The sequence below is a fragment of the Yunchengibacter salinarum genome (genome assembly GCF_037658235.1).
In the GTDB taxonomy this organism is placed as follows: Bacteria; Pseudomonadota; Alphaproteobacteria; order Sphingomonadales; family Kordiimonadaceae; genus Yunchengibacter; species Yunchengibacter salinarum.
Window position 1 is genome coordinate 243,097 of the sequence record NZ_JBBJLN010000004.1, and the last position, 25,031, is coordinate 268,127.

At 64.2% G+C, this 25,031-nt stretch carries 24 protein-coding genes; 11 read left to right on the top strand and 13 right to left on the bottom strand.

Annotated features, from left to right (window positions below):
• The first annotated feature begins 14 nt into the window (after nucleotides 1-14).
• A complete protein-coding gene (locus WGH93_RS06125) occupies nucleotides 15-1,136 on the top strand; it encodes a DUF3179 domain-containing protein (protein ID WP_374763979.1) in 1,122 nt (373 codons plus the stop codon).
• 101 nt (nucleotides 1,137-1,237) lie between these two features.
• Here the strand turns inward: WGH93_RS06125 and WGH93_RS06130 are convergent, their stop codons facing one another.
• Together WGH93_RS06130 and WGH93_RS06135 are read right to left on the bottom strand one after the other, a co-directional pair.
• The gene (locus WGH93_RS06130) at nucleotides 1,238-1,720 is read right to left on the bottom strand and encodes a DNA polymerase III subunit chi (RefSeq protein ID WP_374763980.1); all 483 of its coding nucleotides are present in this window, start codon (nucleotides 1,718-1,720) and stop codon (nucleotides 1,238-1,240) included.
• Nucleotides 1,721-1,732: 12 nt separating this feature from the next.
• Nucleotides 1,733-3,211 (bottom strand): leucyl aminopeptidase, encoded by a 1,479-nt coding sequence (locus WGH93_RS06135; protein WP_374763981.1) that lies wholly within the window; start codon nucleotides 3,209-3,211, stop codon nucleotides 1,733-1,735.
• Nucleotides 3,212-3,522: 311 nt separating this feature from the next.
• Here WGH93_RS06135 and WGH93_RS06140 point away from each other — a divergent pair, with 311 nt between their 5' ends.
• The 4 genes from WGH93_RS06140 to rsmA all read left to right on the top strand — a co-directional run bounded on the left by WGH93_RS06140 (nucleotide 3,523) and on the right by rsmA (nucleotide 9,129).
• Nucleotides 3,523-5,712: an LPS-assembly protein LptD gene (locus WGH93_RS06140; RefSeq protein ID WP_374763982.1), complete on the top strand. Its 2,190-nt coding sequence runs from the start codon at nucleotides 3,523-3,525 to the stop codon at nucleotides 5,710-5,712.
• 138 nt (nucleotides 5,713-5,850) lie between these two features.
• Nucleotides 5,851-7,218: a peptidylprolyl isomerase gene (locus WGH93_RS06145; protein WP_374763983.1), complete on the top strand. Its 1,368-nt coding sequence runs from the start codon at nucleotides 5,851-5,853 to the stop codon at nucleotides 7,216-7,218.
• A gap of 10 nt (nucleotides 7,219-7,228) precedes the next feature.
• A complete protein-coding gene (gene pdxA, locus WGH93_RS06150) occupies nucleotides 7,229-8,233 on the top strand; it encodes a 4-hydroxythreonine-4-phosphate dehydrogenase PdxA (protein WP_374763984.1) in 1,005 nt (334 codons plus the stop codon).
• Nucleotides 8,230-9,129, top strand: coding sequence for a 16S rRNA (adenine(1518)-N(6)/adenine(1519)-N(6))-dimethyltransferase RsmA (gene rsmA / locus WGH93_RS06155; RefSeq protein ID WP_374763985.1), 900 nt, complete (start codon nucleotides 8,230-8,232; stop codon nucleotides 9,127-9,129). Before pdxA ends, rsmA begins: the two co-directional genes overlap by 4 nt.
• Nucleotides 9,130-9,142: 13 nt before the next feature.
• On the opposite strand, the gene gmk is transcribed toward rsmA, so the two are convergent.
• The 7 genes from gmk to fabD all read right to left on the bottom strand — a co-directional run bounded on the left by gmk (nucleotide 9,143) and on the right by fabD (nucleotide 15,485).
• Nucleotides 9,143-9,787: a guanylate kinase gene (gene gmk / locus WGH93_RS06160; RefSeq protein ID WP_374763986.1), complete on the bottom strand. Its 645-nt coding sequence runs from the start codon at nucleotides 9,785-9,787 to the stop codon at nucleotides 9,143-9,145.
• 39 nt (nucleotides 9,788-9,826) lie between these two features.
• Nucleotides 9,827-10,711, bottom strand: coding sequence for a YicC/YloC family endoribonuclease (locus WGH93_RS06165; RefSeq protein WP_374763987.1), 885 nt, complete (start codon nucleotides 10,709-10,711; stop codon nucleotides 9,827-9,829).
• An 86-nt stretch (nucleotides 10,712-10,797) separates the two neighbouring features.
• Entirely contained in the window at nucleotides 10,798-11,826 is a 1,029-nt protein-coding gene (mltG, locus tag WGH93_RS06170; protein WP_374763988.1) for an endolytic transglycosylase MltG, read from the bottom strand.
• Between the two features lie 15 nt (nucleotides 11,827-11,841).
• On the bottom strand, nucleotides 11,842-13,110 hold the full coding sequence (fabF, locus tag WGH93_RS06175) for a beta-ketoacyl-ACP synthase II (RefSeq protein ID WP_374763989.1): 1,269 nt from the start codon (nucleotides 13,108-13,110) through the stop codon (nucleotides 11,842-11,844).
• 213 nt (nucleotides 13,111-13,323) lie between these two features.
• A complete protein-coding gene (locus WGH93_RS06180; RefSeq protein WP_374763990.1) occupies nucleotides 13,324-13,560 on the bottom strand; it encodes an acyl carrier protein in 237 nt (78 codons plus the stop codon).
• Nucleotides 13,561-13,760: 200 nt separating this feature from the next.
• A complete protein-coding gene (fabG, locus tag WGH93_RS06185) occupies nucleotides 13,761-14,498 on the bottom strand; it encodes a 3-oxoacyl-[acyl-carrier-protein] reductase (RefSeq protein ID WP_374763991.1) in 738 nt (245 codons plus the stop codon).
• 48 nt (nucleotides 14,499-14,546) lie between these two features.
• Nucleotides 14,547-15,485 (bottom strand): ACP S-malonyltransferase, encoded by a 939-nt coding sequence (gene fabD / locus WGH93_RS06190; protein WP_374763992.1) that lies wholly within the window; start codon nucleotides 15,483-15,485, stop codon nucleotides 14,547-14,549.
• A 373-nt stretch (nucleotides 15,486-15,858) separates the two neighbouring features.
• Between fabD and rpsF the strand changes: the two genes are divergently transcribed.
• From rpsF to WGH93_RS06210, 4 genes are all read left to right on the top strand, one after another.
• On the top strand, nucleotides 15,859-16,224 hold the full coding sequence (rpsF, locus tag WGH93_RS06195; protein WP_374763993.1) for a 30S ribosomal protein S6: 366 nt from the start codon (nucleotides 15,859-15,861) through the stop codon (nucleotides 16,222-16,224).
• Entirely contained in the window at nucleotides 16,224-16,451 is a 228-nt protein-coding gene (gene rpsR / locus WGH93_RS06200; RefSeq protein ID WP_374763994.1) for a 30S ribosomal protein S18, read from the top strand. The genes rpsF and rpsR overlap by 1 nt, the downstream gene beginning before the upstream one ends.
• 24 nt (nucleotides 16,452-16,475) lie before the next feature.
• A complete protein-coding gene (gene rplI, locus WGH93_RS06205) occupies nucleotides 16,476-17,102 on the top strand; it encodes a 50S ribosomal protein L9 (protein WP_374763995.1) in 627 nt (208 codons plus the stop codon).
• A 221-nt stretch (nucleotides 17,103-17,323) separates the two neighbouring features.
• Nucleotides 17,324-18,850, top strand: coding sequence for a replicative DNA helicase (locus WGH93_RS06210; protein ID WP_374763996.1), 1,527 nt, complete (start codon nucleotides 17,324-17,326; stop codon nucleotides 18,848-18,850).
• 57 nt (nucleotides 18,851-18,907) lie between these two features.
• Here the strand turns inward: WGH93_RS06210 and WGH93_RS06215 are convergent, their stop codons facing one another.
• From WGH93_RS06215 to WGH93_RS06225, 3 genes are read right to left on the bottom strand one after another with little or no spacing between them, the layout of a single operon-like run.
• Nucleotides 18,908-19,249 (bottom strand): 2Fe-2S iron-sulfur cluster-binding protein, encoded by a 342-nt coding sequence (locus tag WGH93_RS06215; protein WP_374763997.1) that lies wholly within the window; start codon nucleotides 19,247-19,249, stop codon nucleotides 18,908-18,910.
• Complete coding sequence (locus tag WGH93_RS06220; RefSeq protein ID WP_374763998.1) at nucleotides 19,246-20,400, bottom strand: cysteine desulfurase family protein; 1,155 nt, start codon at nucleotides 20,398-20,400, stop codon at nucleotides 19,246-19,248. Before WGH93_RS06220 ends, WGH93_RS06215 begins: the two co-directional genes overlap by 4 nt.
• Nucleotides 20,397-21,551, bottom strand: coding sequence for a cysteine desulfurase family protein (locus WGH93_RS06225; protein ID WP_374763999.1), 1,155 nt, complete (start codon nucleotides 21,549-21,551; stop codon nucleotides 20,397-20,399). The genes WGH93_RS06220 and WGH93_RS06225 overlap by 4 nt, the downstream gene beginning before the upstream one ends.
• A gap of 144 nt (nucleotides 21,552-21,695) precedes the next feature.
• On the opposite strand from WGH93_RS06225, the gene WGH93_RS06230 reads away from it, so the two are divergent.
• Nucleotides 21,696-22,340, top strand: coding sequence for an alpha/beta hydrolase (locus tag WGH93_RS06230; RefSeq protein ID WP_374764000.1), 645 nt, complete (start codon nucleotides 21,696-21,698; stop codon nucleotides 22,338-22,340).
• A gap of 33 nt (nucleotides 22,341-22,373) precedes the next feature.
• Here the strand turns inward: WGH93_RS06230 and WGH93_RS06235 are convergent, their stop codons facing one another.
• On the bottom strand, nucleotides 22,374-23,555 hold the full coding sequence (locus WGH93_RS06235; protein ID WP_374764001.1) for an anhydro-N-acetylmuramic acid kinase: 1,182 nt from the start codon (nucleotides 23,553-23,555) through the stop codon (nucleotides 22,374-22,376).
• A gap of 180 nt (nucleotides 23,556-23,735) precedes the next feature.
• On the opposite strand from WGH93_RS06235, the gene tyrS reads away from it, so the two are divergent.
• Nucleotides 23,736-24,986 carry a tyrosine--tRNA ligase gene (gene tyrS, locus WGH93_RS06240; RefSeq protein WP_374764002.1) on the top strand — a complete coding sequence of 417 codons (1,251 nt, stop codon included), beginning with the start codon at nucleotides 23,736-23,738 and terminating at the stop codon, nucleotides 24,984-24,986.
• Nucleotides 24,987-25,031: the final 45 nt, after the last annotated feature.

Below are 25,031 nucleotides of genomic sequence, written 5' to 3' on the forward strand. Positions count from 1 at the left end.
TCGGAGGCTTTTCCATGTCCAGTCCGTCCTTTTCCGGCCCCTCAGCGACCGGCCCGTCCACCTTTTCACGGCGGCGCGGAAAGCGGCGCGCCACCGGGGCGGTTGCCGCCATGCTGGCCGCACTGGCAACCGGCCTGCCGATGGTTGACGGTGGCGCACAGGCCCATGAACCTTTCACGGCGGCGGCGGCATCAGCTGGCTCCCTACAGCCCCTTGATGTACCGGAAGGGTTGAAAAACCAGTGGCGCAAAACGGATTTTTCCCGCGCCACCGTGGATTCGGACGGGTTCGTTTTCGGCGTGGTACCGAAAGATGCCATTCCGGCGGTCTCATCCCCCCGGTTCCAACCGGCGGCGAATTACGACCTTTCCGCCAATGCGCCCGTCATTTCCATCCATTCCGACGGGGTCGCCAAGGCATATCCGCTGGAAATCCTGATCTGGCATGAAATCGTCAATGATTCCCTTGATGGCAGGCCGGTGGCGGTCACCTATTGCCCGCTGTGCAATGCCGCCGCGGTGTTTGATCGCCGCCATGATGACCGGGTGCTGGAATTCGGCGTCAGCGGCCATCTGCGCCACTCGGATCTGGTAATGTATGATCGCCAGAGCCAGACCTGGTGGCAACAGTTCACCGGCGACGGGATCGTCGGAAAATATGCCGGAAACGTGCTGGAGCGACTGCCCAACCGGCTGGAAAGCTTCGAGGATTTCAAATCCCGCTTCCCGGATGGGCAGGTGATGGTGCCGCCGGGCAATCAGCGCCCCTATGGCAGCAACCCCTATGTGGGATATGACAGCAAGAACGACCCCTTCCTCTATCGCGGCCAATATGAGGGCAAGGTGGCGCCCATGGCCCGCGTGGTCCGGGTTGATGATGAAGCATGGCTGCTGGATTCCATAAGGCGCATGGGCTCCATCGAAACGGGCAACGGTTTGCGACTGACCTGGCAGGAAGGCCAGGCATCCGCGCTGGATCGGCGGGTGATCAGCGAAAGCCAGGACGTGGGCACCGTCACCGTGCAGCGGGAAATTGACGGCAACTGGCAGGATGTGCCCTATAGCGTGGATTTTGCCTTTGCGTTTAAAGCGTTCTACCCGGACGGCGAAGTTCATGTGCCAGACCGGGAAATCTGACCCCGTTCACACCACGACGCAGCGACGCCGGGGAAGCTGAAGGCCCCGGCGCCGCATGACCGAATGATCTTGTCCGTTGATGGTGCCGTTATATGGCGCGATCAGGCGCCCTGTCCGTCCGGCTGGTGTTCCCGTTCCCGCACCCAACCGCCGGATTCGGGCTGGCGCCAATAGCTCAGGTGAAATCCCAGATCCCGGAAATGGCGCCACTGGCCGCGGGCACTGTCCCGCACCGCATCGTTCCGCCCGTCGAACAGCACCAGCAGGCGCTGAAAGTCCGACACATCATCCGGGGGGGCGGCACCGTCCACCAGCGTGAGGATATCCGCGCCCGCCGGGTTTTCCGTGCCCAGAGTCAGCAGAATGGGTTGCCGGTGCGGCTCGGCCCCGTCCGCGCGACCATGGGGCAGGAAGCTGTCCGGCTCCTGCACCCATAGCGCCTCATCCAGTCGGGCCATGCTGTCCGGGTCCGGGCAGCGCACCAGCGCGCGATGGCCCGCTTTCAGCACCTGCTTCATCAGGCCCACAAGGGCCTGATGGCTGGGCTGTCGCTCCAGATGATAAAAGCGGACCTCGCGGCTCATGACGGAATGCCCTTATTCGCCGCCCTCATAACGATCCCGGACGAAGCGGTCCAGCAAGCGCACACCAAAGCCGGTGCCGCCCTTTTCGGCCAGGATCGAGCCCTTGTCGGACCATACCATGCCCGCCACATCGATATGGCACCAGGGCACATCATTGGTGAACCGCTTGAGGAACTGGGCCGCCGTGATGGAGCCCGCTTCCTTGCCGCCCACATTCTTCATATCGGCGGTGGGGGTGTTGATCATGCGGTCATAGGCATCGTCCAGCGGCAGGCGCCAGACCCGGTCACCGCTGGCGCTGCCGGCGCTGGAAAGCTGCTCGGCCAGATCGTCCCGGTCGGTGAATATGCCGGCATATTCATGACCCAGCGTAACGATGATGGCGCCGGTCAGCGTGGCCAGGTCGATCATCACGTCCGGCGCGAAGCGCTGCTGCGTGTACCACATGGCATCGGCGAGGACGAGACGGCCTTCCGCATCGGTATTGAGGACTTCGATGGTCTGGCCGGACATGCTGGTGACCACATCCCCTGGCCGGGTGGCCCTGCCATCCGGCATGTTTTCCACCAGGCCCAGAACACCCACGGCGTTGACCGGCGCCTTCCGCCCGGCCAGCGCCCGCATCAGGCCCGCCACGATACCGGCGCCGCCCATGTCCCATTTCATCATGCCCATATTGTCGGCGGGCTTGAGCGAAATGCCGCCGGTGTCAAAGGTGACCCCCTTGCCCACAAAGGCGGCGGGCTTGTCCCCGGCCTTGCCGCCATTCCAGCGCATCACCACCAGCTTGGATTCGCGCACCGAACCATCGCCCACCGACAGCAGGGAACCCATGCCGAGTTCCTTCATTTCGGCTTCCCCCAGCACATCGATCTCAAGGCCCAGGGATGTCATTTCCGCCACCCGGTCGGCGAAGCTTTCGGGGTTGAGATGGTTGGCGGGCTCGGAAATCAGGTCGCGGGTATAATGAACCGCGTCCACCACCGCGGCGCGCGGGGCATAGGCCGCCTCGGCGGCTTTCGGGTCCGCCACCGCCAGGCTGAGGTGCTTCAGGCTGGGCTTCTTGTCCGCCCCTTCACGGGTGCGGTATTTATCGAAACGGTAGAAACGCAGCGCCGCGCCTTCCGCCACCATGGCCGGGTCGAGCGAGTCAATATCGGCCATCAGCGTCACATGCGCCGAACCGGCATATTCCGCCCTGGCCACCAGCGCCGCCCCGGCATGAAGGCTGTCCAGCTCCCGGCCCTTACTGTCCGCGCTGCCGCCAAGGCCGACCAGAAACACCCGGTCCAGCTTCTCATCAGGGGCGAGCACATCCAGCACCTGCGCGCGCTCGCCAGTGAACCCGGCCCGGTTCGCCGCGCGGGTCAAGGCACCGCCCGTGGCCTTGTCCATCTCGGCGGCCTTGCCGGACAGGGCCTGTCCTTGCGCCATGAAAACGGCAACAGCGCCCGCTTCGGGTAGATGATCGCCCGTGAAGTCCAGTTTCATTGCTCTCGCTCCCTCGATAATGGTTGGCCCGGCCAAACGGGCCGTGCCTGTAACATGGCACAGACCCTAGCGATGTGCGGATCAATCACAAGGGTTCTGCCGCCGATTTTTCCGCCCGCACGGCGCAACGCACCAATGTGCGGCGACCTGAAAGGCTCCGTGAATGTGCTAACCATTGCAAGCGGGGGCCCATCCCGGCTAACAAAAGGCTCGAACCTTCAAAAGGGATACCCTTCGTGCCCCACCCTTTCCACAAGCAGACTGCGCCCCGTTCGCGCAGAATACCACTGGCGGCGTTCTGGCTGTGCGCATTGACGGCAACTTCGACGCACCCGTCGGCGCTGGCCGCCGATCCCGTCAGGCTGGACGGTGACCGCATCCTGATCGACGAGGGCCGTCAGGTCGCGCCCGGCTCGGTGTCGGAGGACAGCGTGGATCTGGCCGCCGACCGGCTGATCTACGACCCGGACACCGGCGATGTTCTGGCGCGTGGCCGGGTGATGCTGCGCCGGGACGGCTACACGCTGGAAGCAGGCGAAGTGCGCTATAATGACCGCACCGGCGAAGCCACCGCCAAGGGCGCCGTGGAACTGACCACGCCCGATGGCCAGCGCCTGATCGCCCCGCGGATCGAATTGACCGACAGACTGCGCAAAGCGCTGGTGGACAGCGTGCGGCTTTTGCTGGAAGACGGCAGCCAGGTGGCGGCGCTGTCCGCGAACCACGACAACGAAACCGGAATCACGGTGCTGGACCAGGCGGTCTATAGCCCCTGCAAGGTGTGCGAGGGCGACCCCGACTCAGCCCCCACCTGGGCGATCAAGGCGAAAAAGGTCACCCATGACCGGGACAAGCAGCGCATCACTTACAAGAACGCGCAGCTTGAAATGTTTTCCGTGCCCGTATTGTGGACGCCCTATTTCTCCCACCCGGACCCAACGGTGGACCGGGCCAGCGGCTTTCTGCCGCTCAAGCTCAATTCCCGCAATGAACTGGGGCTGACCGCCACTCTGCCTTATTATCAGGTGCTGTCCCGCAGCGCGGACCTGACCCTGTCCCCCACCATCACCACCCGCGAAGGGCCGGTGCTGGCGGCGGAGGTCAGGAAACGGCTACAGGCTGGCCAGTTCCGCGTGGCGGGGTCCATCACACGGCCCACACGCCGCACAGACGACAACACACCGCTGCCGGGGCGCCAGTTTCGCGGCCACATCGCCAGCGACGGGCGCTTTCATCATGGCAGCCACTGGCAATCCCGCTATCAGGTGAACTGGGCATCGGACGACACCTTTCTGCGCCGCTACGGCTTTTCCGAAGCGGACACGCTGATCAACGACTATACGCTGGAAGGCTTTTATGGCCGGTCCTATCTGTCGGCGCGCACGCTGGCCTTTCAGGGCCTGCGGCAGGAGGACATCGCCGGCGAGACTCCCTTCGCCCTGCCCCTTCTCACCGGCCAGTTCGTTACCACGCCGGACGGGCTGGGCGGCACGCTGACTCTGACCGGCAATGCTTTGGCGCTGTCACGCACCGGCGGCACTGACACCCAGCGCGCCAGCGCCGCCGCCGAATGGGAGCGCCGCTGGATATCGGGCGGCGGCATGGTTCTGGACCTGTCGGCCTTTTCCCGAATGGATTTCTATAATGTGGAAGACGCGCAGGATGCCTTCGGCGTCACCTTCGAGGCGGAGGAGGTCACCGAGTTTCGCGCCCTCACCCGGTTTACCGGCACACTTTCCCTGCCCCTGGTCAAAACCCTTGAAGGGGGCGCCACGCATACGCTGGAACCCCTGCTTCAGCTTACCCTGTCGCCGGATACGGGCGCGCCGGACAGGCTGGTGAACGAGGACAGCCGCGCTTTCGAACTGTCGCCGCTCAACCTGTTCTCGGCGGATCGGGCGTCCGGTTACGACATCTGGGAAGAAGGCAGCCGCGCCACGCTGGGCCTGAAATGGCGCTATGAAGGCCAGCGGCTGAACAGTCGCCTTCTGGTGGGCCACAGCGTCCGTTTCACCGGCAGCAATCAGGGCTTTGCGCCGGGCACCGGGCTGAGCGGCACCAATTCGGATATCGTGACCAGCCTTCAGATGGACTGGGGGAACTGGCTGACCCTGGATCATGATTTGCGGCTGGATGAAAGCACTCTGGCCATACGCCGGAACGAGGCGATTCTCGGCCTCTCCGGCAAGGCGGTGGGAATCAGTTTCGGCTATCACAAGCTGAACCGGAACCTGGCCGAAACGGGCCGGATTGACCGGGAAGACCGGGAAGAGCTGCGGGCCGATGCGCGCTGGGACATTTCCAACACATGGCGGCTTACCGGATTCGGCATTCAGGATCTGACGAACGGATCGGACGGTGTGGAATATGGCGGCGCCATCGCTTATCACAATGACTGCATACAACTGCAATTGGAAGTGCGCGAAAGCTTCACCTTCGACCGGGACTTCGATCCCGGCACGTCGGTCCTGTTCCGCATCAAGCTGGCCAATCTGGGCTGATCCCCGAAGGCCACCCTGATTTTGGGGTGGCCTGTGGGCGTTAAAATGTCTAAAACGCGGGGCTGGATACCGCAGGCCGGGGTGGCCCTTCCAATGACCGCCCCGGACCAGAGGACACAGTCGTCCATAGGAGAGAACATGACGTCAGGTGCCACAAAAACCCCCATCCGTGCAGTGCTGACGATGGCGGGCACCCTGATGACCCACGGCGCACAGCACCTGCGCGCCGCCGCCGGGCGCGGTTCCGCGCTGGCCGGGCTGCTGATTCTGCTGGCCATACCCGCCATGGGACAGTCGGGCGATCGTTCCGACGCCACTCCCATCAACAGCATCGAAGTGCTGGTCAATGACGAACCGATCACCAGTTTCGACATCAACCGTCGTCTCAGACTGGTGATCGCGGTTTCGGGCGGGGTATCCTCCGAAGAGGAATTCATGCAATTGCGCGAACAGGTAATCAAAGCCCTGGTGGACGAGAAACTCCAGATTCAGGAAGCGGCGGAAAATGATCTGACCGTGCAGGACGAGGAGCTGGAACGCTTTTTCGCCCGCCGCGCGGAAGGCACCGGCCAGTCCCCGGAACAGTTCGAACGGGCGCTGGAACAGATCGGCGCGGGGCGTGAAACCATGGTCAACCAGATGCGGGCAGAGCTGGTCTGGTCGCGCCTGGTGCAGGGCCGCATGGGCGCCTTTGTCAGTGTTTCCGACGAGGAAGTGAACGCCTTCATTCAGCGCATCTATGACAATAAGGGCAAGTTCGAATACCGCCTGTCGGAAATCGTGCTGCTGACGGAAAGCAGCGCCCAGAATGAAGCGATCAAGGCCAATGCGGAAGAGATCGTCGAACGCATCCGGGACGGCGCACCCTTTCCGCAACTGGCACAGCAGCTTTCCGCCTCGCCAACCGCGGCTGTGGGCGGTGACCTGGGCTGGGTCACCAGCGACGACCTGAGCGCGGCACAGGAAAAAGCGGTCAATACGATCAATATAGGCGATGTGGCGGACCCCATCCGCACGCCCGGCGGCTATGTGATCATCGCCGTTCGGGACCGTCGCCGGATTCTCACTGCGGACCCGCTGGACAAGCAGCTTGACCTGCGCCAGCTTCACCTGAAAGCGGACACCCCCGATCTGGAAGATGCTGAAACCCGCTTCCGCAACACCATCGAAAACATGCCGCCGGAAGGGGAGCGGTGCGGCCAGTTGGAAAGCGTGGCCGAAAAGGCGGGCGCCAATGGCCGGCTGGACCTGGGCCAGTTGCGCCTGCGGGATCTTCAGGGCAGCATCCGTAAAGCCGTGCAGGACCTTGAAGACGGTCAGGCCACCGACATCATCGCGCTGGATGACGGCCTGCATGTACTGGTGGTCTGCGGCACCACCGAGCCGGAAATCCGCGAACCGGAATATGACCAGATTTACAATCAGCTTGAACAGCAACGCCTTTCCATGATGGGCCGCCGCTATCTGCGCGATCTCAGGCGGGACGCCATCATCGATTACCGCTAGGATACCGGCCATGACCGATCCCGTGCCGCCACTTGCCTTGACCATGGGGGAACCGGCGGGTGTGGGCCCCACTCTCGCGGCCCGGCTCTGGCGGGACCGGCGCCATCACAGCCTGCCGGAATTCTGCTTTTATGGTGATTCCGCCGCCCTTCATGCGGTGGACCCGGACCTGCCCGTCCTCCATGTCGCGACCCCTGAAGAAGCGACAACCGTATTCGACCGGGCCTTGCCGGTCATGCCGTTGCCACTCGGCGCGCCCGTGGTGCCGGGGCAGTTGAACCCGCTCAACGGCCCCGGCGTGATCGCCGCCATTGATCGCGCCGTGGCGGATTGCCGGGCCGGGCGGGTCAGCGGCGTGGTCACCGCGCCGATTCACAAGAAGGCACTCTATGACACCGGTTTCGATGCACCGGGGCATACGGAATATCTGGCCCGCCTGTGCGGCATGGCGGACGAAGCCAGCATCATGATGCTGATGGCCGCTGACCTGAAAGTGGTCCCGGTCACCATCCACATACCGCTGAAAGACGTGGCCGACCGGCTGACCGTAGATGGCATCGTCCATGCCGGTCGCGTGCTGCACCGGGATCTGAAGCACCGATTCGCGCTTGCCGCGCCGCGGCTGGCGCTGGCCGGGCTGAACCCCCATGCGGGCGAAGGCGGTGGCATCGGCGAGGAGGAATCCCGCCTTCTCGCCCCCGCGGTGGCCAGGCTGCGTGGCCAAGGCGTGGACATCACCGACCCGCAAAGTGCCGACACCCTGTTTCATCCCGAAGCGCGAACACAATACGATGCCGCCCTGTGCATGTATCACGATCAGGCGCTGATTCCGGTCAAGACAATCGATTTCTGGGGCGGTGTGAATGTGACGCTGGGCCTGCCCGTCATCCGCACCTCGCCGGATCATGGCACGGCCCTGAATCTGGCCGGCAGCAGCGCGGCCAGGCCGGAAAGCCTGCTGGCCGCCATCCGGGCCGCCCATATGATGGCGGTGCGAAGCGCGGGCCGGTCATGACCGGCCGCCCCCCGTCGGCCCCTGCCGATCCCGGCACGTCCGCACCTGGTGGGGACGGCCTTCCCCCCCTGCGGGATGTGATCCGCACCTTTGACCTGAAAGCCCGCAAGTCGCTGGGTCAGAACTTCCTGCTGGACCTGAACCTGACCGCCAAGATCGCCCGTCTGGCCGGGCCGCTTGAAGGGCACACCGTCTATGAGATTGGCCCCGGCCCCGGTGGTCTGACCCGCGCCCTGCTGAGCCAGGGGGCCGATCGGGTGGTGGCGGTGGAAATGGACCCGCGCTGTGTCTCCGCGCTCAGTGATGTGGCGGCCCGTTATCCGGGGCGCCTTACCGTGGTGGAAGGCGACGCCCTCAAGGTGGACGAAGCCGCCCTTCTGCCCCCTGACAGGCCGGTGCGGATCGCCGCCAACCTGCCCTATAATGTGGGCACGCGGTTGCTGGTGAAATGGCTCACCGCCCCCTGGCCGCCATTTTACAAGAGCCTGACATTGATGTTTCAGCGGGAAGTGGCCGAACGGCTGGTGGCGCAGCCCGGCAGCAAGGCGTATGGCCGCCTGAGCGTGCTGGCGCAGTGGCGCGGCACGGTGCGGCTGGGACTGGGTGTGCCCCCCGCCGCCTTCACCCCGCCCCCCAAAGTGTCCAGCGCCGTGATCGTCTATGAACCGGGCGCACCGCTGCGGGATGACGTATCACCCCGGAGCCTTGAAAAGGTGGTGGCCACCGCCTTTCTGCAAAGGCGAAAGATGCTGCGCGCCAGCCTGAAAGGGCTGGATGTGCCCGCCAGTCTGCTGCTTGAAAAGGCGGGGATCGACCCTACCCTGCGCGCGGAAGCATTGGATATCGCCGATTTCTGTGCCCTGGGCGCGGCCTATGACCGCCTGATGGAAGGCTGATCGGCGCGCCGGTTCAGGTTTCTTCACTCACCAGTTTGCTGGCAAAATCGGAAATGCCCGGACGGCGCCGCAGCGCAAGCCGTTCCGCCGCCACAATGGTCTTCAACCGCTCGAATGTGGTATCCAGATCGTCATTGATCAGCACATAGTCATAGCCGTCCCAGCGGCTGATCTCGTCCCGCGCCTTGGCCATGCGCTTGCGCACCACCTCGTCGCTATCCTGGGCGCGCTTGCGCAGACGGTTTTCCAGTTCCTTCAGGCTGGGCGGCAGAATGAAGATCCGCACCAGATCGCTGGGCTGCTTGTTGGTGAGTTGCTGGGTGCCCTGCCAGTCAATATCGAAAATCACATCCTTGCCGGACCTGAGCGCCTCCAGCACCGGGCCGCGCGGCGTGCCATAGCGATTGTCGAACACCACGGCATGTTCCAGCAGTTCATCCGACTCCACCATGTCCCGAAAGCGGTCATGGCTGACAAAATAATAATCCTTCCCATCCACTTCGCCGGGCCGGGGGGCGCGGGTGGTGGCGGAAACGCTCATCACCATATCGCTGTCGTCCGCCAGCAGGCGCCGGGTCAGAGTGGTCTTGCCAGCGCCGGAAGGTGAGGAAATCACCAGCATCAGGCCGCGACGGTCATCGGGAGAGGTGGTTGTCATAAACCCTTCCGTTTCTTGCTTTGGCGCACGGGCGCCGGATCATTCCACATTCAGCGCCTGCTCTCGCAGTCGATCAATCAGGCTTTTCAACGTCATGCCCAGGCGCGTCAAGGCCACATCCCCGGATTTAGCGCACAGCGTATTGGCTTCCCGGTTCAGTTCCTGGGACAGGAAATCCAGCCGGCGCCCCTTGGGGGCCGCCTGATTCAAAAGGCTGCGGGCCTCATCCAGATGCGCCCGCAGGCGGTCGATCTCCTCGAAGACGTCGGCCTTGACCGCTATCAGCGCCAATTCCTGGGCCAGCCTGTCTTCCGGCACCGCCGAATCCAGCCCGGTGAGACGGGTCAGCGCCTGCTCCATACGGCTACGCGCGGCGGCTTCCCTGTCACCGGCCCGCTGCGCGGCGGCATCCACCGTGGCGGCCAGTTCATCCACCAGCCCGGTCAGCACGGGGGTAAGGCGGGCGCCCTCATCCCGCCGCGCCTGAACAAGACCCTGCAACACATCATCAAGGCCATCCAGCACCGCCGCTTCCAGCACCGCACGGGCATCCCCGTCCAGGCCGGGATCGCAGTCCGTCATCACGCCGGGCAGCGCCAGCAGGCCATCGGCGCGCGCCGGGGCCGCCTGCCCTTTTCGCACCATGGTATCCGCGGCCGCGCGCACCGCCTCCAGCATGGCATCATTGATCCGCAAGGTGCCGGTGGCGCCGCTTTCCAGGCCAAGCGTGACCGATACACTGCCACGGGCCAGTTTTTCAGCCACCCGGCGCTTGATGGCCAGGTCCAGCCCGTCCAGCGCGGCAGGCACCCGCACGCGCACATCCAGCCCCCGGCCATTGACGGACTTCACCGCCAGAGTCCAGCCGCGATCGCCCACGGTGCCGCTGGTTTCGAAATAGCCGGTCATGCTGGTAACGGTCATGGCCGCTCGGTTCCCCGGAATTGATCGTTCGGATTTGATGGTGTCGGGGCGGCACTATAGCCAAGGCGGCGCCAAATGGAAGGGTGTCAGGGTTTCCCGCCTTCACGCTGGCCATCCCGCGCATTCTCGATGGCGCGCCAGCGGGCCACATTGCGATTATGATCACGCAGGGTGGTGGCAAAGGCATGGCCGCCGCTGCCGTCCGCCACAAAATACAGATAGGGCACATCCGCCGGATGCAGCACCGCGTGCAAGGCCGCCCGGCCCGGATTGGCGATGGGTGTGGGCGGCAGACCGTTCACCCGGTACGTGTTATAGGGGGTCGTGCGCCTCAGGTCGGCGCGGCTGAGGGGGCGGTCCAGCCCGGCACCGTCGGACAGGCCATAGCGCACGGTGGGATCGCTTTGCAGCCGCATACCCCGGTTCAGCCGGTTGATGAATACCGCCGCCACCTTGGCCCGTTCTTCCGGCACCGCCGTTTCCCGCTCCACGATGGAGGCGAGAATCACGGCCTCCCGCCTGCTGTCCAATGGCAGGCCCGCCTGCCGCGCCGGCCATAGCCGGTCCAGCAATGTTGCCTGGGCCGCCTGCATCCGGGCCACCAGCGCGCTGGCCCGGTCGCCACGGGTATAGGCATAGGTCTCCGGCAGCAGGGTTCCTTCGGCGGGCGGCGCGTCCAGATCATGGATCAGCGCCTCGGCGGCTTTCAGGCGGGCGCTCACGGCCCGGCTGGTCAGTCCTTCCGGCAGGCTCACAGCCCGCAGATACACGTCACCGCGCGCCAGTTTTTGCAGAAACGCCCGCAGGGTCAGGCCGGGGGCGAGGCGATATTCACCCACATGCATATCCCGCGACACACCCGTCATCCGCGCCGCCGCGCGCACCTGCCAGTGGGGCGGCAACCAGCCCGCCCGGCTTCCAGCCCGCGCCACGGCACCAAGCGACTGCCCCTGTTCCACCACCACCAGACGCGGCGTGGACAGCGGCAGCGGACGATCCAGGGCGGCGCGGATCACGCCCAAGGCCAGTGCCGCCAACAAGACGGCGCCAGCCAGGGCCGCCAGAATCAGGGCGGGCACATGGCGCCTGCCCGGCCAGACGCGACCGGCGGTCATCTGCCCCGTCCGGGTCTAGCCATCAAAGGCGCGGAACAGGATGCTGGCATTGGTTCCACCGAAACCGAAGGAGTTGGACAGCGCCGTCGTGACCTTCCGTTCCTGTGCGGTATGCGGCACCAGATCGATATTCCTCGCCCCCTCCACGGGGTCATCCAGATTGAGCGTGGGTGGCACCACTCCGTCCCGAATGGCGAGGATGGAGAACAGCGCCTCCACCGCACCGGCGGCCCCCAGCAGGTGGCCGATGCTGGACTTGGTGGACGACATGGCGGCATTCTTCGCGCCACTGCCCAGCAGTTGGGTGACCGCCGACAGCTCCAGTTCGTCGCCAAGCGGCGTGGATGTGCCGTGGGCATTGATATAATCAATCTCGGCAGGGTCGATCCCGGCATTGCGCACCGCCGCCTGCATGGCCCGATAGCCGCCGCTGCCATCGGGCGCGGGCGCGGTCACATGATAGGCATCGCCGGACATGCCATATCCCACCACTTCCGCCAGGATGTTGGCGCCGCGTGCCTTGGCGTGCTCCAGTTCTTCCAGCACCAGCACCCCGGCGCCTTCGCCCATGACGAAGCCGTCACGCCCCGAATCCCAGGGTCGGGACGCTTTTTCCGGCGTGTCGTTATATTTGGTGGACAGCGCCTTGGCCTGCGCGAACCCGGCAAGCCCGATGCCGCAGATCGACGCCTCGGCACCGCCGCAGATCATCACGTCCGCATCGCCGAGCATGATCATGCGTGCGGAATCGCCGATGGCATGGGTGCCGGTGGCACAGGCAGTGACCACGGCATGGTTGGGGCCCTTGTAGCCATAGCGGATGGACACATTGCCGGAGACCAGATTGATGATGGACCCGGCGATAAAGTGCGGACTGATCCGGCGGTGACCACGCTCTTTCAGGGTCACGGCGCTGTCGGCGATCCAGCTCAGGCCGCCGATACCGGCACCGATGGAAACGCCCGTGCGCAGGCACTCTTCCTCGCCGGGGTCACCCCAGCCGGCATCCCGGATCGCTTCGTCCGCCGCGCCCATGCCATACAGGATGAAGTCATCCACCCGGCGCCGCTCCCGCGCGGTCATCACCTCATCGGGGTTGAAAGTACCGCCGCTGCCGTCGCCGCGCGGCACTTCGCAGGCAATGGTGCAGGGCATACCGGTGGCATCGAACAGGGTGATCGGCCCGGCGCCGCTTTCCCCGTTCACCAGGCGCGACCATGAGGTCTCACTGTCTTTTCCAAGCGGGGACACCATCCCCTTGCCGGTCACCACAACACGTCTCATGCCGTCCCCCTTCATGGTCCAATGGCGTCGGTTCGGCGCGATTTCGCCGCAGAACCGGTTGCCGGGCCTCGAACGACCGGGCATCACTTTACCCGTGCGCCGCACCCTATGCAAAAAGGGCAGCCACCCTTGAACGGCGACTGCCACTTGTCTCATTCAGAGCCCGCCGATCCCGCCTGCCCCGTGCGGAGCCGGAAGGATCGCCAGCCAGTGTCAGCCCTTGGCCTTTTCAATATAGCCGATGGCGTCTTTCACGGTCTGAATGGTTTCGGCATCCTCGTCCGGGATCTCTATCTCGAACTCTTCCTCGAACGCCATGACCAGTTCAACCGTATCCAGGCTGTCAGCGCCCAGATCGTCAATGAAGCTGGCGGTTTCGGTCACTTTCTCGGCGTCAACGCCCAGATGCTCAACAACGATCTTCTTAACCTTTTCGGCGGTTTCACTCATTTTCAATATCCCTCATTGGTTGGTGCGGTGGTGGTTCGGCGCACTGCCTTCCCCCGAACGCTATCATGGGTGCCGCACCAAGGTGCCAGTCACCCGATCGGTCAAAATTCGTCCTCGGCTCTATCACAGTTTGCCTGGCAAGCAAAGCCGGGATACGCCGTGTTCGCGCGGCAATCCGCTAGCACCACCGCGCGATCCCGCTAGATCATGGCCAGCCCGCCGTTCACATGCAAGGTCTGGCCGGTCACATAGCCCGCCGCGGGGCTTGCCAGATACAGAACCGCGGCGGCGATGTCATCCCCGGTGCCCAGTGTCCCGGCGGGAATGTTCCCGGTAATGCGGGCTTTCTGCTCATCGTCCAGCGCATCGGTCATGGCGGTCTCTATGAAACCGGGCGCCACGCAGTTCACCGTGATCCCCCGGCTCGCCACCTCCTGCGCCAGCGCCTTTGACATGCCGATCATGCCCGCCTTGGCGGCGCAGTAATTGGCCTGCCCCGGATTGCCGGTGACCCCCACCACGGACGAGATATTGATGATCCGCCCGAAGCGCCCCTTCATCATGGGCCGGATCGCCGCGCGGGACAGGGAAAAGGCCGCATCCAGATTGACCCGCATGACCGCGTCCCAGTCCGCGTCTTTCATGCGCATGGCCAATGTGTCCCGCGTCAGCCCGGCATTGTTCACCAGAATATCCAGCCCGCCGAGCGCGCCCGTGGTGTCCTTCATGAAGCCGTCCAGCCCGTCCCGGTCGGACAGGTCCACCGGCGCCACCTGCACCCGCTCGCCCAGGTCGTCGGCCAGCGCCTCCAGCTTTTCCCGGCGGGTGCCGCTGATCGCCACATGGGCACCGGCGCCGTGCAACATGCGCGCAATGGCATCCCCGATGCCGCCGGTGGCCCCGGTCACGAGCGCGCGTTTGCCGTTCAGTTCGAACATGGATTTTCCTCCGATTGGCATATGCCCCGAAACAAATCCGCCAGGGCCTCAAAGTCCGGCGATGAAGGCATCGATATCGTCCGGCGTTTGTACGCTGACGGGCGTGAGAGCCCGGTCGATCCGGCGGGTCATGCCGGACAGCACCTTGCCGGCACCGATTTCCACCACCGTATCCACATTGTGCGAAGGCATGGCCGCCACGCTTTCGCGCCAGCGCACGCGGGCCGTAACCTGCTCCACCAGAAGGGCCTTCAGCCGCTCCGGCTCTGATTCAGGGGCCGCCGTCACATTGGTGATGACCGGCACCACCGGGGCCTTGAGCGCCACCGCATCAAGGGCGGCTTTCATCTCTTCGGCGGCGGGCTGCATCAGCGGGCAATGAAAAGGCGCGGAAACCGGCAGCATCATGGCCCGCTTGGTACCCCGTTCCTTCAGGGCATCAATGGCGGCGGCCACCGCATCGCGGTGACCGGAAATCACCACCTGCCCCGGCGCATTATCGTTGGCGGCAACGCACACGCCCCGGCCCTGAACGGTTTCGCACACTTCTTCCACTATGCCGAGTTCGAGCCCCAGAATGGCGGCCATGGCGCCCTCACCCACCGGCACGGCCTTCTGCATGGCCTGCCCGCGCCGCTTCAAAAGCCGCGCCGTGGTGGCCAGATCAAGACTGCCCGCCGCGGCAAGCGCAGTATATTCGCCAAGCGAATGCCCCGCCACGAAAGCAGCCATATGGGACATGTGAACGCCGCTCTTTTCCAGCACGCGCATGATCGCCATGGATGTGGCCATCAAGGCGGGCTGGGTGTTTTCCGTCAGCTTCAGGTCTTCTTCGGGGCCTTCCACCATCAGGCGGAACAGGTTCTGCGACAGCGCGTCGTCCACTTCCGCGAATACGTCGCGGGCGGCGCTGTCCGCCTCCGCCAGTTCCTTGCCCATGCCAACGAACTGGCTGCCCTGGCCCGGAAAAACACATGCGCGTACCAAGATCCCCGCCCCCTGAAACGATTGATGCCTATTTGCACCGATTGCTGTAAAACCGGGCGCGCCCCGCCCCGCATTTCCGGGCGACGCATCCCTCTGCCAACGGCTCTTGGCACAGGCGCATTCCGCCTGGCAAGCCTTTTTGCGGGAACTTGCCGGTCCAGAAATTCACCGCGCTGGCGCCGTTTTCATAGCTTTGTGGTGCATTCGCGCCCTTGCCCCCTTGCGCGGGGGAGACGGTGGCGTTATAGAGGCGCCTTCTGCCGCTTCGGACCCGGTCGGGCAATCCCGCCGCCATCCCGCTGCGGCGGTTTCACGGAGAGCTGGAGGCATCCGTCATCGCGGCGGATGAGCGATCAGCACAAAGGAGAAAAACATGGCTTATTACGAGCATGTTTTCATTGCCCGGCAGGACGTGAGCGCCAGCCAGGCTGAAAACATCACCCAGGAGTTCACCGGGATCATTGAAGGTCTCGGCGGCAAGGTCACCAAGAACGAATATTGGGGCCTGAAAAACCTGGCCTACAAGATCAAGAAGAACCGCAAGGGCCACTATGTTCTGATGAACATTGATGCCCCCCATGCCGCCGTGGCGGAGATGGAGCGCAAGGCGCGCCTGAACGACGATGTGATTCGCTTCATGACCGTGCGCGTCGAGGAACTGGAAGAAGGCCCCAGCGCCTTCATGCGCAACAAATCCGACAAGGGTGACCGTCGCGGCCCCAGGAAGGAGGCCCGGTAATGGCACGTCGTCCGTTTTTCCGTCGTCGCAAGACATGCCCGTTTTCCGGCGATAACGCACCCACCATCGATTACAAGGACGTGAAGCTGCTTCAGCGCTATGTGTCCGAACGTGGCAAGATCGTTCCCAGCCGCATCACCGCCGTTTCCGCCAAGAAACAGCGTGAGCTGGCCAAGGCGATCAAGCGGTCGCGGAATATCGCGCTGCTGCCGTTCATCGTGAAGTAACGCCCAAACCCAAGGAGAAGGTTGATGAACATCATCCTTATGGAACGGGTCGATAATCTCGGCCAGATGGGCGATACCGTCACGGTCAAGGACGGTTATGCCCGCAATTTCCTGCTGCCCCAGGGCAAGGCCCTGCGTGCCACCGACGCCAACCGCGCCTATTTCGAAGCGGAGCGGGAGCGCCTGGAAGCGGAAAACCTGAAACGCCGCCAGGAAGCCGAAGCGGTCGCCGATCGCATTCGCGGCCTGAAAGTGGTTCTGGTGCGCGCCGCTGGCGACAGCGGCCAGCTTTATGGCTCCGTCGCCAGCCGCGATATCGCCGCCGCCGTGCGCGAACAGGGGGTCACCATCCGTCGCGGCCAGGTGATCCTGGACAAGGGCATCAAGTCTCTCGGCCTGCACGCGGTGGACATCAAGCTCCACCCCGAAGTCTATGTGACCGTCACCATCAATGTGGCGCGCAGCGAAGACGAGGCCGAAACCCAGTTCAAGACCGGCAATGTGGTGCGCGGCGACGAGCCCGACACCCCGTATGACGAGCAGGACGCCGAAGACGGTGTTATCGAGCCGGTGGACGAAGAACTGCTGGAAGAGATCGAGGAAGCCACCGCGGACTCCGCGGACGAGGACGAAGACGCGGCAAACGCCTGACCGTCACCGTCCGGCCTCACATGATCCGCGCCTCCGGCCTTCGGGCCGGGGGCGTTTTTTGTGACCCGCGCCCGGCCTTCCGCCCTCCACCTGCCCGACCATTTATCCCCAGCTTATCCACAGACCGGGCAGATGGTTGTGGACTGATCGGGCGCAGCCCTTCCCCGCGCGCCCGTTCTGCTTTATCCAGAAAGGTGAAGCGCACATGAAGGATCGCCCCCATGACCCTGCCACTGGAAACCCCGCCTGAGACCGAGGGTGCGGACACACCGCAATACCGCCAGGCACCCCATAATCTGGAGGCGGAGCAGGCCCTGCTCGGCGCCATTCTGGTCAATAACGAAGCGGCGCAGAAGGTGCAGGATTTTCTGCGCGATGAGCATTTCTTCGAACCCGTCCATGGCCGCATTTACAAGGCCGCCCTGAAACTGATGGACAAGGGCCAGGTGGCCGATCCGGTCAAGCTGAAGCCCTATTTCGAGTCGGACGACGCACTGCAAGACGTGGGCGGCGCGCAATATCTGGTGCGGCTGGCGGGCAGCGCCGCCACCATCATCAATGCGGAAGACTATGGCCGCACCATCTATGACATGGCGATCCGCCGTGACCTGATCACCATTGGCGAGCGCATGGTGCTGGATGCCTATGAAGCGGCTGTGGCCGAGGAGGCCACCGACCAGATCACGGAAGCGGAAGCCCGCCTGTTCGAACTGGCCGAGCAAGGCCAGATAGACAGCGGCGCGCAGGCTTTTGGCCGGGCGCTCGGCACCGCGCTCACCAATATCGAAAGCGCCTACAAGGACCCGTCGAGTCTGGCCGGGATCACCACCGGGCTGGAAAGCCTGAACGGCATGATCGGCGGTATGCACAAGTCGGACCTGACCATTCTGGCCGGGCGCCCGGCCATGGGCAAAACGGCGCTTGCCACCAATATCGCCTTCAATGCGGCCAGGCGCTATCAGGAAGACATCCAGGCGGGCGGCGAACCGGCGGACAGCAAGGGTGCCGTGGTGGCGTTCTTCAGCCTGGAGATGTCAGCGGATCAGTTGGCCGCGCGGATATTGTCGGATCGCGCGAACCTGCATTATGACGGCGCGAACGCGATCCAGAGCCATGCCATGCGCCAGGGCAAGCTGGATCAGGAGCAGTTCAACGCCATTTCCCGCGCCGCCATGGAGCTGGAAGACCTGCCGCTTTTCATCGATGACACGCCCAGCCTGTCCATCTCCGCGCTGAGGACGCGCGCGCGGCGGCTGAAGCGCCAGTACGGGCTTGGCATGGTGGTAATCGACTATTTGCAGCTTCTGCGCGGCACCGGTCGCGGCACGGCGGGCGAAAGCCGGGTGCAGGAAATCTCGGAAATCACGCGCGGGCTGAAGGCGCTGGCCAAGGAACTGCATGTGCCGGTCATGGCGCTGTCACAGCTAAGCCGGTCTGTGGAAAGCCGGGAAAACAAGCGCCCCATGCTGTCGGACCTGCGCGAGTCCGGCTCCATCGAGCAGGACGCGGACATGGTGATGTTCATTTTCCGGGAAGAATATTACAAGGAAAAGGAAATGCCGTCCGAAAGCGAGACGGAAAAACACGCCGCCTGGAAGCAGGACATGGAAAACCTGTACGGCAAGGCGGAAGTGATCATTTCCAAACAGCGCCACGGCCCGGTGGGTACGGTGAAGTTGCGCTTCGAAAAGGAAACCACCCGCTTTTCCGACCTGGCCGACGAAGACCACCTGCCGGAACAGTTTTAACCGCTTTCTGGGGCGGGCGGCAAAGCCATTCCCCGAACCGGAAATCCCGCAAAAACCTTACAGGGCACCCATCATGTTGCGGCTGACCCTGGGCAGGGTCAGGCGCAGGCCGTCCATGGCGGGGCTCAGCACGATCTGGCAGCCGAGCCGCGACGTGGCGGTCACACCGGCGGCCAGGTCCAGCATTTCCTCTTCCTCCTCGCAGGACTCGGGCAGGCGGTCAAAATCCGCATCATCCACGATCACATGACAGGTGGAACAGGCCATATGCCCCTCGCAGGTGCCTTCCATGTCCAGCCCCAGTTCCTGCGCCAGTTGCAGCACGGTGGTACCCGGCTCGGCGCGGCCTTCCACCACCGTGCCATCGGGCTGGATAAAGGTAACGCTAATGGTGCTCATGGCCTCAGGCCCCCCAAACTGGTAACAGCGCCGATCAGCGTTTCGGCGGCAAAATCGATTTCCTCAGTGGTGGTCATGCGGCCAATGCCGATCCGCAGTGCGGCGCGGGTTTCGGCTTCAGTGCGGCCAATGGCCTTCAGCACATAAGACGGCCCCGCCACGGCGGAAGCACAGGCCGCCCCGCTGGACAGCGCCAGATCGCGCAATTCCGCCAGCAACAGGTCGCCATCCAGCCCCGGAAAGGACAGGTTCAGATTGCCGGGCCAGCGCCTGGTTTCGTGGCCGTTCAGCATCAGCCCCGGCAGTTCGGCGAACAGGCGACTCTTCAGCCGTTCCGCCAAAGCGGCGATATGGGCCGTTTCCGCCGCCCGCTCATCCAGGCTGATCCGCGCCGCCCTGGCAAAGCCCGCCACCAGCGCGGGAGACTGGGTACCGCTGCGGATACCCCCCTCCTGCCCGCCGCCATCCATCTGCGGCACCAGCTTCAACGGCGGCCTTTGGCGCACATACAGCGCGCCCACACCCTTCGGCCCGTACAGCTTGTGGGCGGACAGCGATACCAGATCCAGCCCATCCGCCACATCCAGCGGGATCTTGCCGAACGCCTGCGCCGCATCCGTATGGAACAGCGCGCCCGCCCCATGGGCAATGGCTGCAAGCGCCTTCAGCGGCTGGATCACGCCAATCTCGTTGTTCACCGCCATGACGGACACCAGCGCCGTCCGCTCGCTGACCGCCGCCTTGAGGTCCGCCGGGTCAACCAGGCCGTTCTCATCCACGCCCAGCAGGGTCAACTCATGACCGTCCCGCTCCAGATGGCGGGCGGCCTCAAGCACGCATTTGTGCTCGCTGACCACGGTGACAAGGTGGGGCCGCGCGTGGCCCAGCGCCTGCATCACACCCTTCAGCGCCAGATTGTTCGCTTCCGTCGCGCCGGACGTGAAAACCACCCCTTCCGGCACGCCGCCCAGACCCTCCGCAATGGTTTCGCGCGCCATGTCCAACGCCGCCTCGCCTTCCCAGCCGAAACGGTGCGTGCTGCTGTGCGGGTTGCCGAAGCGCTGCCGCCAATAGGGCTCCATGGCGGACACGACGCGCTCATCCACCGGCGTGGTGGCCTGATAATCCAGATATACCGGCGGCGTGATCATGCGCCACGCGCCTTTCCATGCGTGCGGTCATACAATGCCTTCCAGCTTGCCACCAGCGTATCCGCATGGGCCTGTTCACTGCCATGCCCCAAGGATATCCGCACGCTGGACGCCGCAGCCTCCGCGCTCAGGCCCAGCGCCGACAGCACATGGCTCACCTTCACCTTGCCGCTGGAACAGGCCGATCCGCTGGACACATAAAGCCCGTTCAGATCGAAATGCATCACCTGAGTTTCGCCCTTCACGCCGGGCATGACAATGCAGCTTGTATTGGCCAGCCGCGGCGTATCGCGGCCAACAATACGGGCATCCGGCGCATGGGCCAGAATAGCCGCTTCCATATGGTCGCGCACAGCCGCCAGCGCGGCGAAATCCGACAGACCCGCCAGGGCCTCCACCGCCGCCACACCGAAACCGGCGATCCCGGCGACATTTTCCGTGCCGCTGCGCCGGCCCAGTTCCTGACCGCCCCCCGCCACCAGCGCACTGAGCGGCGCCGTCGGCCCCACAATCAGCGCCCCCACCCCTTGCGGGCCGCCGATCTTGTGAGCGGACAACGTAAGATAATCCGCGCCCAGCGCGTTCACATCCAGCGCCAGTTTCCCCGCCGCCTGCACCGCATCCGTATGGAAGCGCGCTCCGGCGGCATGGGTCACCGCCACCAGCGCCGCGATATCCTGCACCGTGCCGGTTTCATTATTGGCCATCTGAATGGAAACGAGCGCATCCGATGCATCCGCGCCCAAAAGGGCCGCCAGCGCATCCGGTGTGACCATGCCATTCGGCGCGGGCACCGGGATCACCTCAAGCGCGCTTGCCCGTGCGGCGGCCAGAACGCTGTCGTGCTCCACCTCCGACACGAACAGCCGCCGCGCACCGGTGGCGCGAAGCGCGGCATTGTTCGCCTCCGTCCCGCCGGATGTGAAGACAATGTCCCGCGCCCGCGCGCCGGTGAGCGCGGCGATCTGCGCGCGGGCCTCCTCCACCCGGCGGCGGGCTTCGCGGCCCGCCTGATGCACCGACGACGGATTGCCCACCAGGCGAAGGGTTTCGCTCATGGTGTCCACCACGGCGGGGCGCACCGGGGCCGTGGCGTTGTGATCCAGATAAATGCCGCGCGCATTGCTCATGGGCTGGAGATAAGCGGCCATGCGCCCAAGTTCAATTGAATTTTACAGACGAATTTTGCAAGCCGGATGCCTGCAAACCTTGCGGGATTGGCCCAAGGTCCGATATATGCAGGGATCGCGTTGTCCAGATGCGCCGTAAATGGCGCCAACCCGCAAAGGCACATTATGCCAGAAGTGATATTCAACGGCCCCGCCGGGCGCCTTCAAGGCCGCTACCAACCGGGCAAGACAGACACCGCCCCTGTTGCGCTGATCCTCCATGCCCACCCGCAATATGGTGGCAATATGGACAACAAGGTCCCCTATTATCTGTTTCATGCCTTTTCCCATCGCGGCTTCGCCACATTGCGGTTCAATTTCCGCGGCGTGGGGCGCAGCCAGGGGGAATTCGACAATGGCGCGGGGGAATTGTCCGATGCCGCCAGCGCGCTGGACTGGCTGCAAAGCATGAACAGCAATTCCACCGGCACCTGGGTAGCGGGCTTTTCCTTCGGCGCCTGGATTTCCATGCAATTGCTGATGCGGCGGCCTGAAATTCAAGGCTTCATTTCAGTGGCCCCGCCCGCCAACCGTCATGATTTCACCTTTCTTGCCCCCTGCCCGTCTTCCGGGCTGATCATTCAGGCGGAAGACGACGAAATCATCACGCCGATTTCGGTGGTCAAGCTGGTGGAAAAGCTGAAGGCGCAGAAATCCATCACCATCAATCATGACAGCATCAAGGGCGCCAACCACTTTTTCGAAAACCATCTGAGCGAGCTCATGGGCTCGGTGAACAGCTATCTGAACCAGCGACTCGCGGGGATCTAGAACGCGATCCGCGCCGCATTGCCGTTCCCGCCGTCAGGCCGGCCCCGGCTGCACGCCGTGCGGCAGATGCAGCACGCCGCCCACCACAGGCCGGGCGCAACCGGTCGTCCCCGGATAGGTCAGCGGCAGACCGCGAAGGCGACGTACCGCAAGAAAGGCGAATGCCTCCGCCTCCAGCGCATCGCCGCGCCAGCCCAGCGCCTCCACCGGTTCCACCATCACCGGCAGGCGGCGGCGCAGGCGCTTCATCAAGGTGGTATTGTGGCGCCCGCCACCGCAGATATACCATTCATCCACCGGCGCCGGGAAATGCTCCTGCGCGGCGACGATACCCTCCACCACGAAATCGGTCAGTGTGGAGGCCCCGTCCGCCGCACCGAGGCCGCGCACCGCCTGCATGGTGAAGTCGGCCCGATCCAGTGATTTCGGCGGTGAATCGGCGAAATATGACGAGTCCATAAGGTTCAGAAGTACATCCGAATGGGTCATGCCGCTGGAAGCCATGGCCCCATCCGCATCATAGGCCGCGCCGCTGTGGTGGCGCACCCAGTCATCCACCACGGCATTGCCCGGCCCCGTATCGAACGCCACCAGCGCCGGTTCTTCCGCGCCCGCGGTCAGATCGATCCAGGTCACATTGGCCACGCCGCCAATATTGACCACTGCCAGGCGACGGTGGCGCCCGCCGCGCGCGGCAAGGGCCGCATGATAGACGGGCACCAGCGGCGCGCCCTGCCCGCCACCAGCCACATCGGCGGCGCGGAAATCATTGATCACCGGCATGGAAAGCCGCCCGGCCAGCCGCCCGCCATCGCCGATCTGCCAGGTCCAGCCCCGATCGGGACGGTGCACCAGCGTCTGCCCGTGAAACCCCACCACATCGATATCGGTTGGCGCATATCCGCTGTTCTTCAGCAACTGCCGCACCGCTGCCTCATGCGCATCGGTCAGGTCCCGTTCCAGTACGCGCACATCCGCGCTATCCTTATCCGGTTCGACAAGGCTGGCGGCGTTTTCCATGGCGGCGCGAAGCCGGTCGCGCAGGCTGTCAGGGTAGGCCAGCGTGGTGGAAGGCCCCAGCCGTGTCACGGTCACGCCGTCCGTATGCATCAGGGCGGCGTCTATGCCGTCCATGGATGTACCACTCATCAGCCCGATGGCGATGCGGGCGGTGTCAGGGGCGCCGAAATCCGGGGCCGGGCTGTGCGTGGTCATGAACAACAGGGTCCTTCTGGCATCGCCGGGCAGGGCGAATGATCAAAAACAGGCTTTCCGGCAAAGTGGTCCGCCCGGCGCCCTGCATCAAGTCCTTTTCCCCGGCGGGCGCCTGTGCTAACCCCCTGTCGGTTGAAAGCCGACCTTCCCTCAATATCCGACAGCGCCGGGACGAAGATCATGACCGCGTTCAAATCCGACCTTCTGAATATCCTGTTAGAGCGGGGCTTCATTCATCAGGCCACCGACCTTGACGGGCTGGACAGCCTGCTGAACACGCAGTCCGTAAAGGGCTATATCGGCTTTGACTGTACCGGGCCATCCCTGCATGTGGGCAGCCTGGTATCCATCATGGTGCTGCGCTGGATGCAGAAATGCGGCCACCAGCCTGTTGTTCTGCTGGGCGGCGGCACCACCCGCATTGGCGACCCCAGCGGCAAGGATACACAGCGCCAGATGCTGACCGATGCCCAGATCGCCAGGAACAAGGCGGGCATCGGCCAGGTCTTCGCCCGCTTTCTGAATTTTGAAAACAGCACGCCCCCGGCGCTGGAAGTGGACAATGCGGATTGGCTGGACGGTCTGGAATATATCCCCTTCCTGCGGGAGGTGGGGCGCCATTTCACCATCAACCGGATGCTCACCTTTGACAGCGTGAAGCTTCGGCTGGACCGGGAACAGCCGCTCACCTTCCTGGAATTCAACTATATGATCCTTCAGGCCTATGACTTCATGAAGCTGGCGGAGCGGGACGGCGTGCGCCTACAGATGGGCGGCTCCGACCAATGGGGCAACATTGTCAACGGGATCGAACTGACCCGCCGCATGACCGGGCAGGAAGTATTCGGCCTGACCACACCGCTGATCACCACCGCCGATGGCGGCAAGATGGGCAAAACCGCGAGCGGCGCCATCTGGCTCAATAGCGACATGTGCAGCGATTATGATTACTGGCAGTTCTGGCGCAACACGCAGGATGCGGATGTGGGCCGCTTCCTGCGCCTGTTTACCGAGCTCCCGCTTGACGAAATCGCGCGGCTGGAAGCCCTGGAAGGCCGGGAAATCAACGAGGCGAAAATCCGCCTGGCGGACGCGGCCACAGCGCTCTGTCGTGGCCGGGATGCGGCGGAAAAAGCCAGGAAGACGGCTGTTGAAACCTTTGAAAAAGGAGGCGCGGGGGAAGACCTGCCCACCGTGCATGTGGGCGCGGCGCGCCTGTTGCAGGGGGCCGGGCTGCTGGACCTGTTCGTGGAGACGGGGCTGGCCAAATCCAAGGGCGAAGCCCGCCGCCTGATGAAACAGGGCGGCGCCAAACTCAATGGCACCGCCATTTCAGACCCGGAATCCTGCCTGCGCGAGGATGATTTCAAAGATGGCGCGGCCCAGCTTTCCGCAGGCAAGAAACGCCATGCGCTGGTGAAACCCGCCTGATCCTGTCATCCGTCCCGGCGGAGCCAACAGGCTGTATAAGCTCGC

What these genes read in the sequence shown, in the direction of transcription:
- WGH93_RS06235 (WP_374764001.1), bottom strand. Translation starts at nt 23,555, where the DNA reads ATGACCACGCACAGCCCGGCCCCGGATTTCGGCGCCCCTGACACCGCC.
- WGH93_RS06225 (WP_374763999.1), bottom strand. Translation starts at nt 21,551, where the DNA reads ATGGCCGCTTATCTCCAGCCCATGAGCAATGCGCGCGGCATTTATCTG.
- rplI (WP_374763995.1), top strand. Translation starts at nt 16,476, where the DNA reads ATGAACATCATCCTTATGGAACGGGTCGATAATCTCGGCCAGATGGGC.
- WGH93_RS06210 (WP_374763996.1), top strand. Translation starts at nt 17,324, where the DNA reads ATGACCCTGCCACTGGAAACCCCGCCTGAGACCGAGGGTGCGGACACA.
- fabG (WP_374763991.1), bottom strand. Translation starts at nt 14,498, where the DNA reads ATGTTCGAACTGAACGGCAAACGCGCGCTCGTGACCGGGGCCACCGGC.
- WGH93_RS06180 (WP_374763990.1), bottom strand. Translation starts at nt 13,560, where the DNA reads ATGAGTGAAACCGCCGAAAAGGTTAAGAAGATCGTTGTTGAGCATCTG.
- pdxA (WP_374763984.1), top strand. Translation starts at nt 7,229, where the DNA reads ATGACCGATCCCGTGCCGCCACTTGCCTTGACCATGGGGGAACCGGCG.
- fabF (WP_374763989.1), bottom strand. Translation starts at nt 13,110, where the DNA reads ATGAGACGTGTTGTGGTGACCGGCAAGGGGATGGTGTCCCCGCTTGGA.
- WGH93_RS06215 (WP_374763997.1), bottom strand. Translation starts at nt 19,249, where the DNA reads ATGAGCACCATTAGCGTTACCTTTATCCAGCCCGATGGCACGGTGGTG.
- tyrS (WP_374764002.1), top strand. Translation starts at nt 23,736, where the DNA reads ATGACCGCGTTCAAATCCGACCTTCTGAATATCCTGTTAGAGCGGGGC.
- WGH93_RS06135 (WP_374763981.1), bottom strand. Translation starts at nt 3,211, where the DNA reads ATGAAACTGGACTTCACGGGCGATCATCTACCCGAAGCGGGCGCTGTT.
- gmk (WP_374763986.1), bottom strand. Translation starts at nt 9,787, where the DNA reads ATGACAACCACCTCTCCCGATGACCGTCGCGGCCTGATGCTGGTGATT.
- rpsF (WP_374763993.1), top strand. Translation starts at nt 15,859, where the DNA reads ATGGCTTATTACGAGCATGTTTTCATTGCCCGGCAGGACGTGAGCGCC.
- rpsR (WP_374763994.1), top strand. Translation starts at nt 16,224, where the DNA reads ATGGCACGTCGTCCGTTTTTCCGTCGTCGCAAGACATGCCCGTTTTCC.
- WGH93_RS06220 (WP_374763998.1), bottom strand. Translation starts at nt 20,400, where the DNA reads ATGATCACGCCGCCGGTATATCTGGATTATCAGGCCACCACGCCGGTG.
- WGH93_RS06145 (WP_374763983.1), top strand. Translation starts at nt 5,851, where the DNA reads ATGACGTCAGGTGCCACAAAAACCCCCATCCGTGCAGTGCTGACGATG.
- WGH93_RS06230 (WP_374764000.1), top strand. Translation starts at nt 21,696, where the DNA reads ATGCCAGAAGTGATATTCAACGGCCCCGCCGGGCGCCTTCAAGGCCGC.
- WGH93_RS06130 (WP_374763980.1), bottom strand. Translation starts at nt 1,720, where the DNA reads ATGAGCCGCGAGGTCCGCTTTTATCATCTGGAGCGACAGCCCAGCCAT.
- WGH93_RS06125 (WP_374763979.1), top strand. Translation starts at nt 15, where the DNA reads ATGTCCAGTCCGTCCTTTTCCGGCCCCTCAGCGACCGGCCCGTCCACC.
- WGH93_RS06165 (WP_374763987.1), bottom strand. Translation starts at nt 10,711, where the DNA reads ATGACCGTTACCAGCATGACCGGCTATTTCGAAACCAGCGGCACCGTG.
- mltG (WP_374763988.1), bottom strand. Translation starts at nt 11,826, where the DNA reads ATGACCGCCGGTCGCGTCTGGCCGGGCAGGCGCCATGTGCCCGCCCTG.
- rsmA (WP_374763985.1), top strand. Translation starts at nt 8,230, where the DNA reads ATGACCGGCCGCCCCCCGTCGGCCCCTGCCGATCCCGGCACGTCCGCA.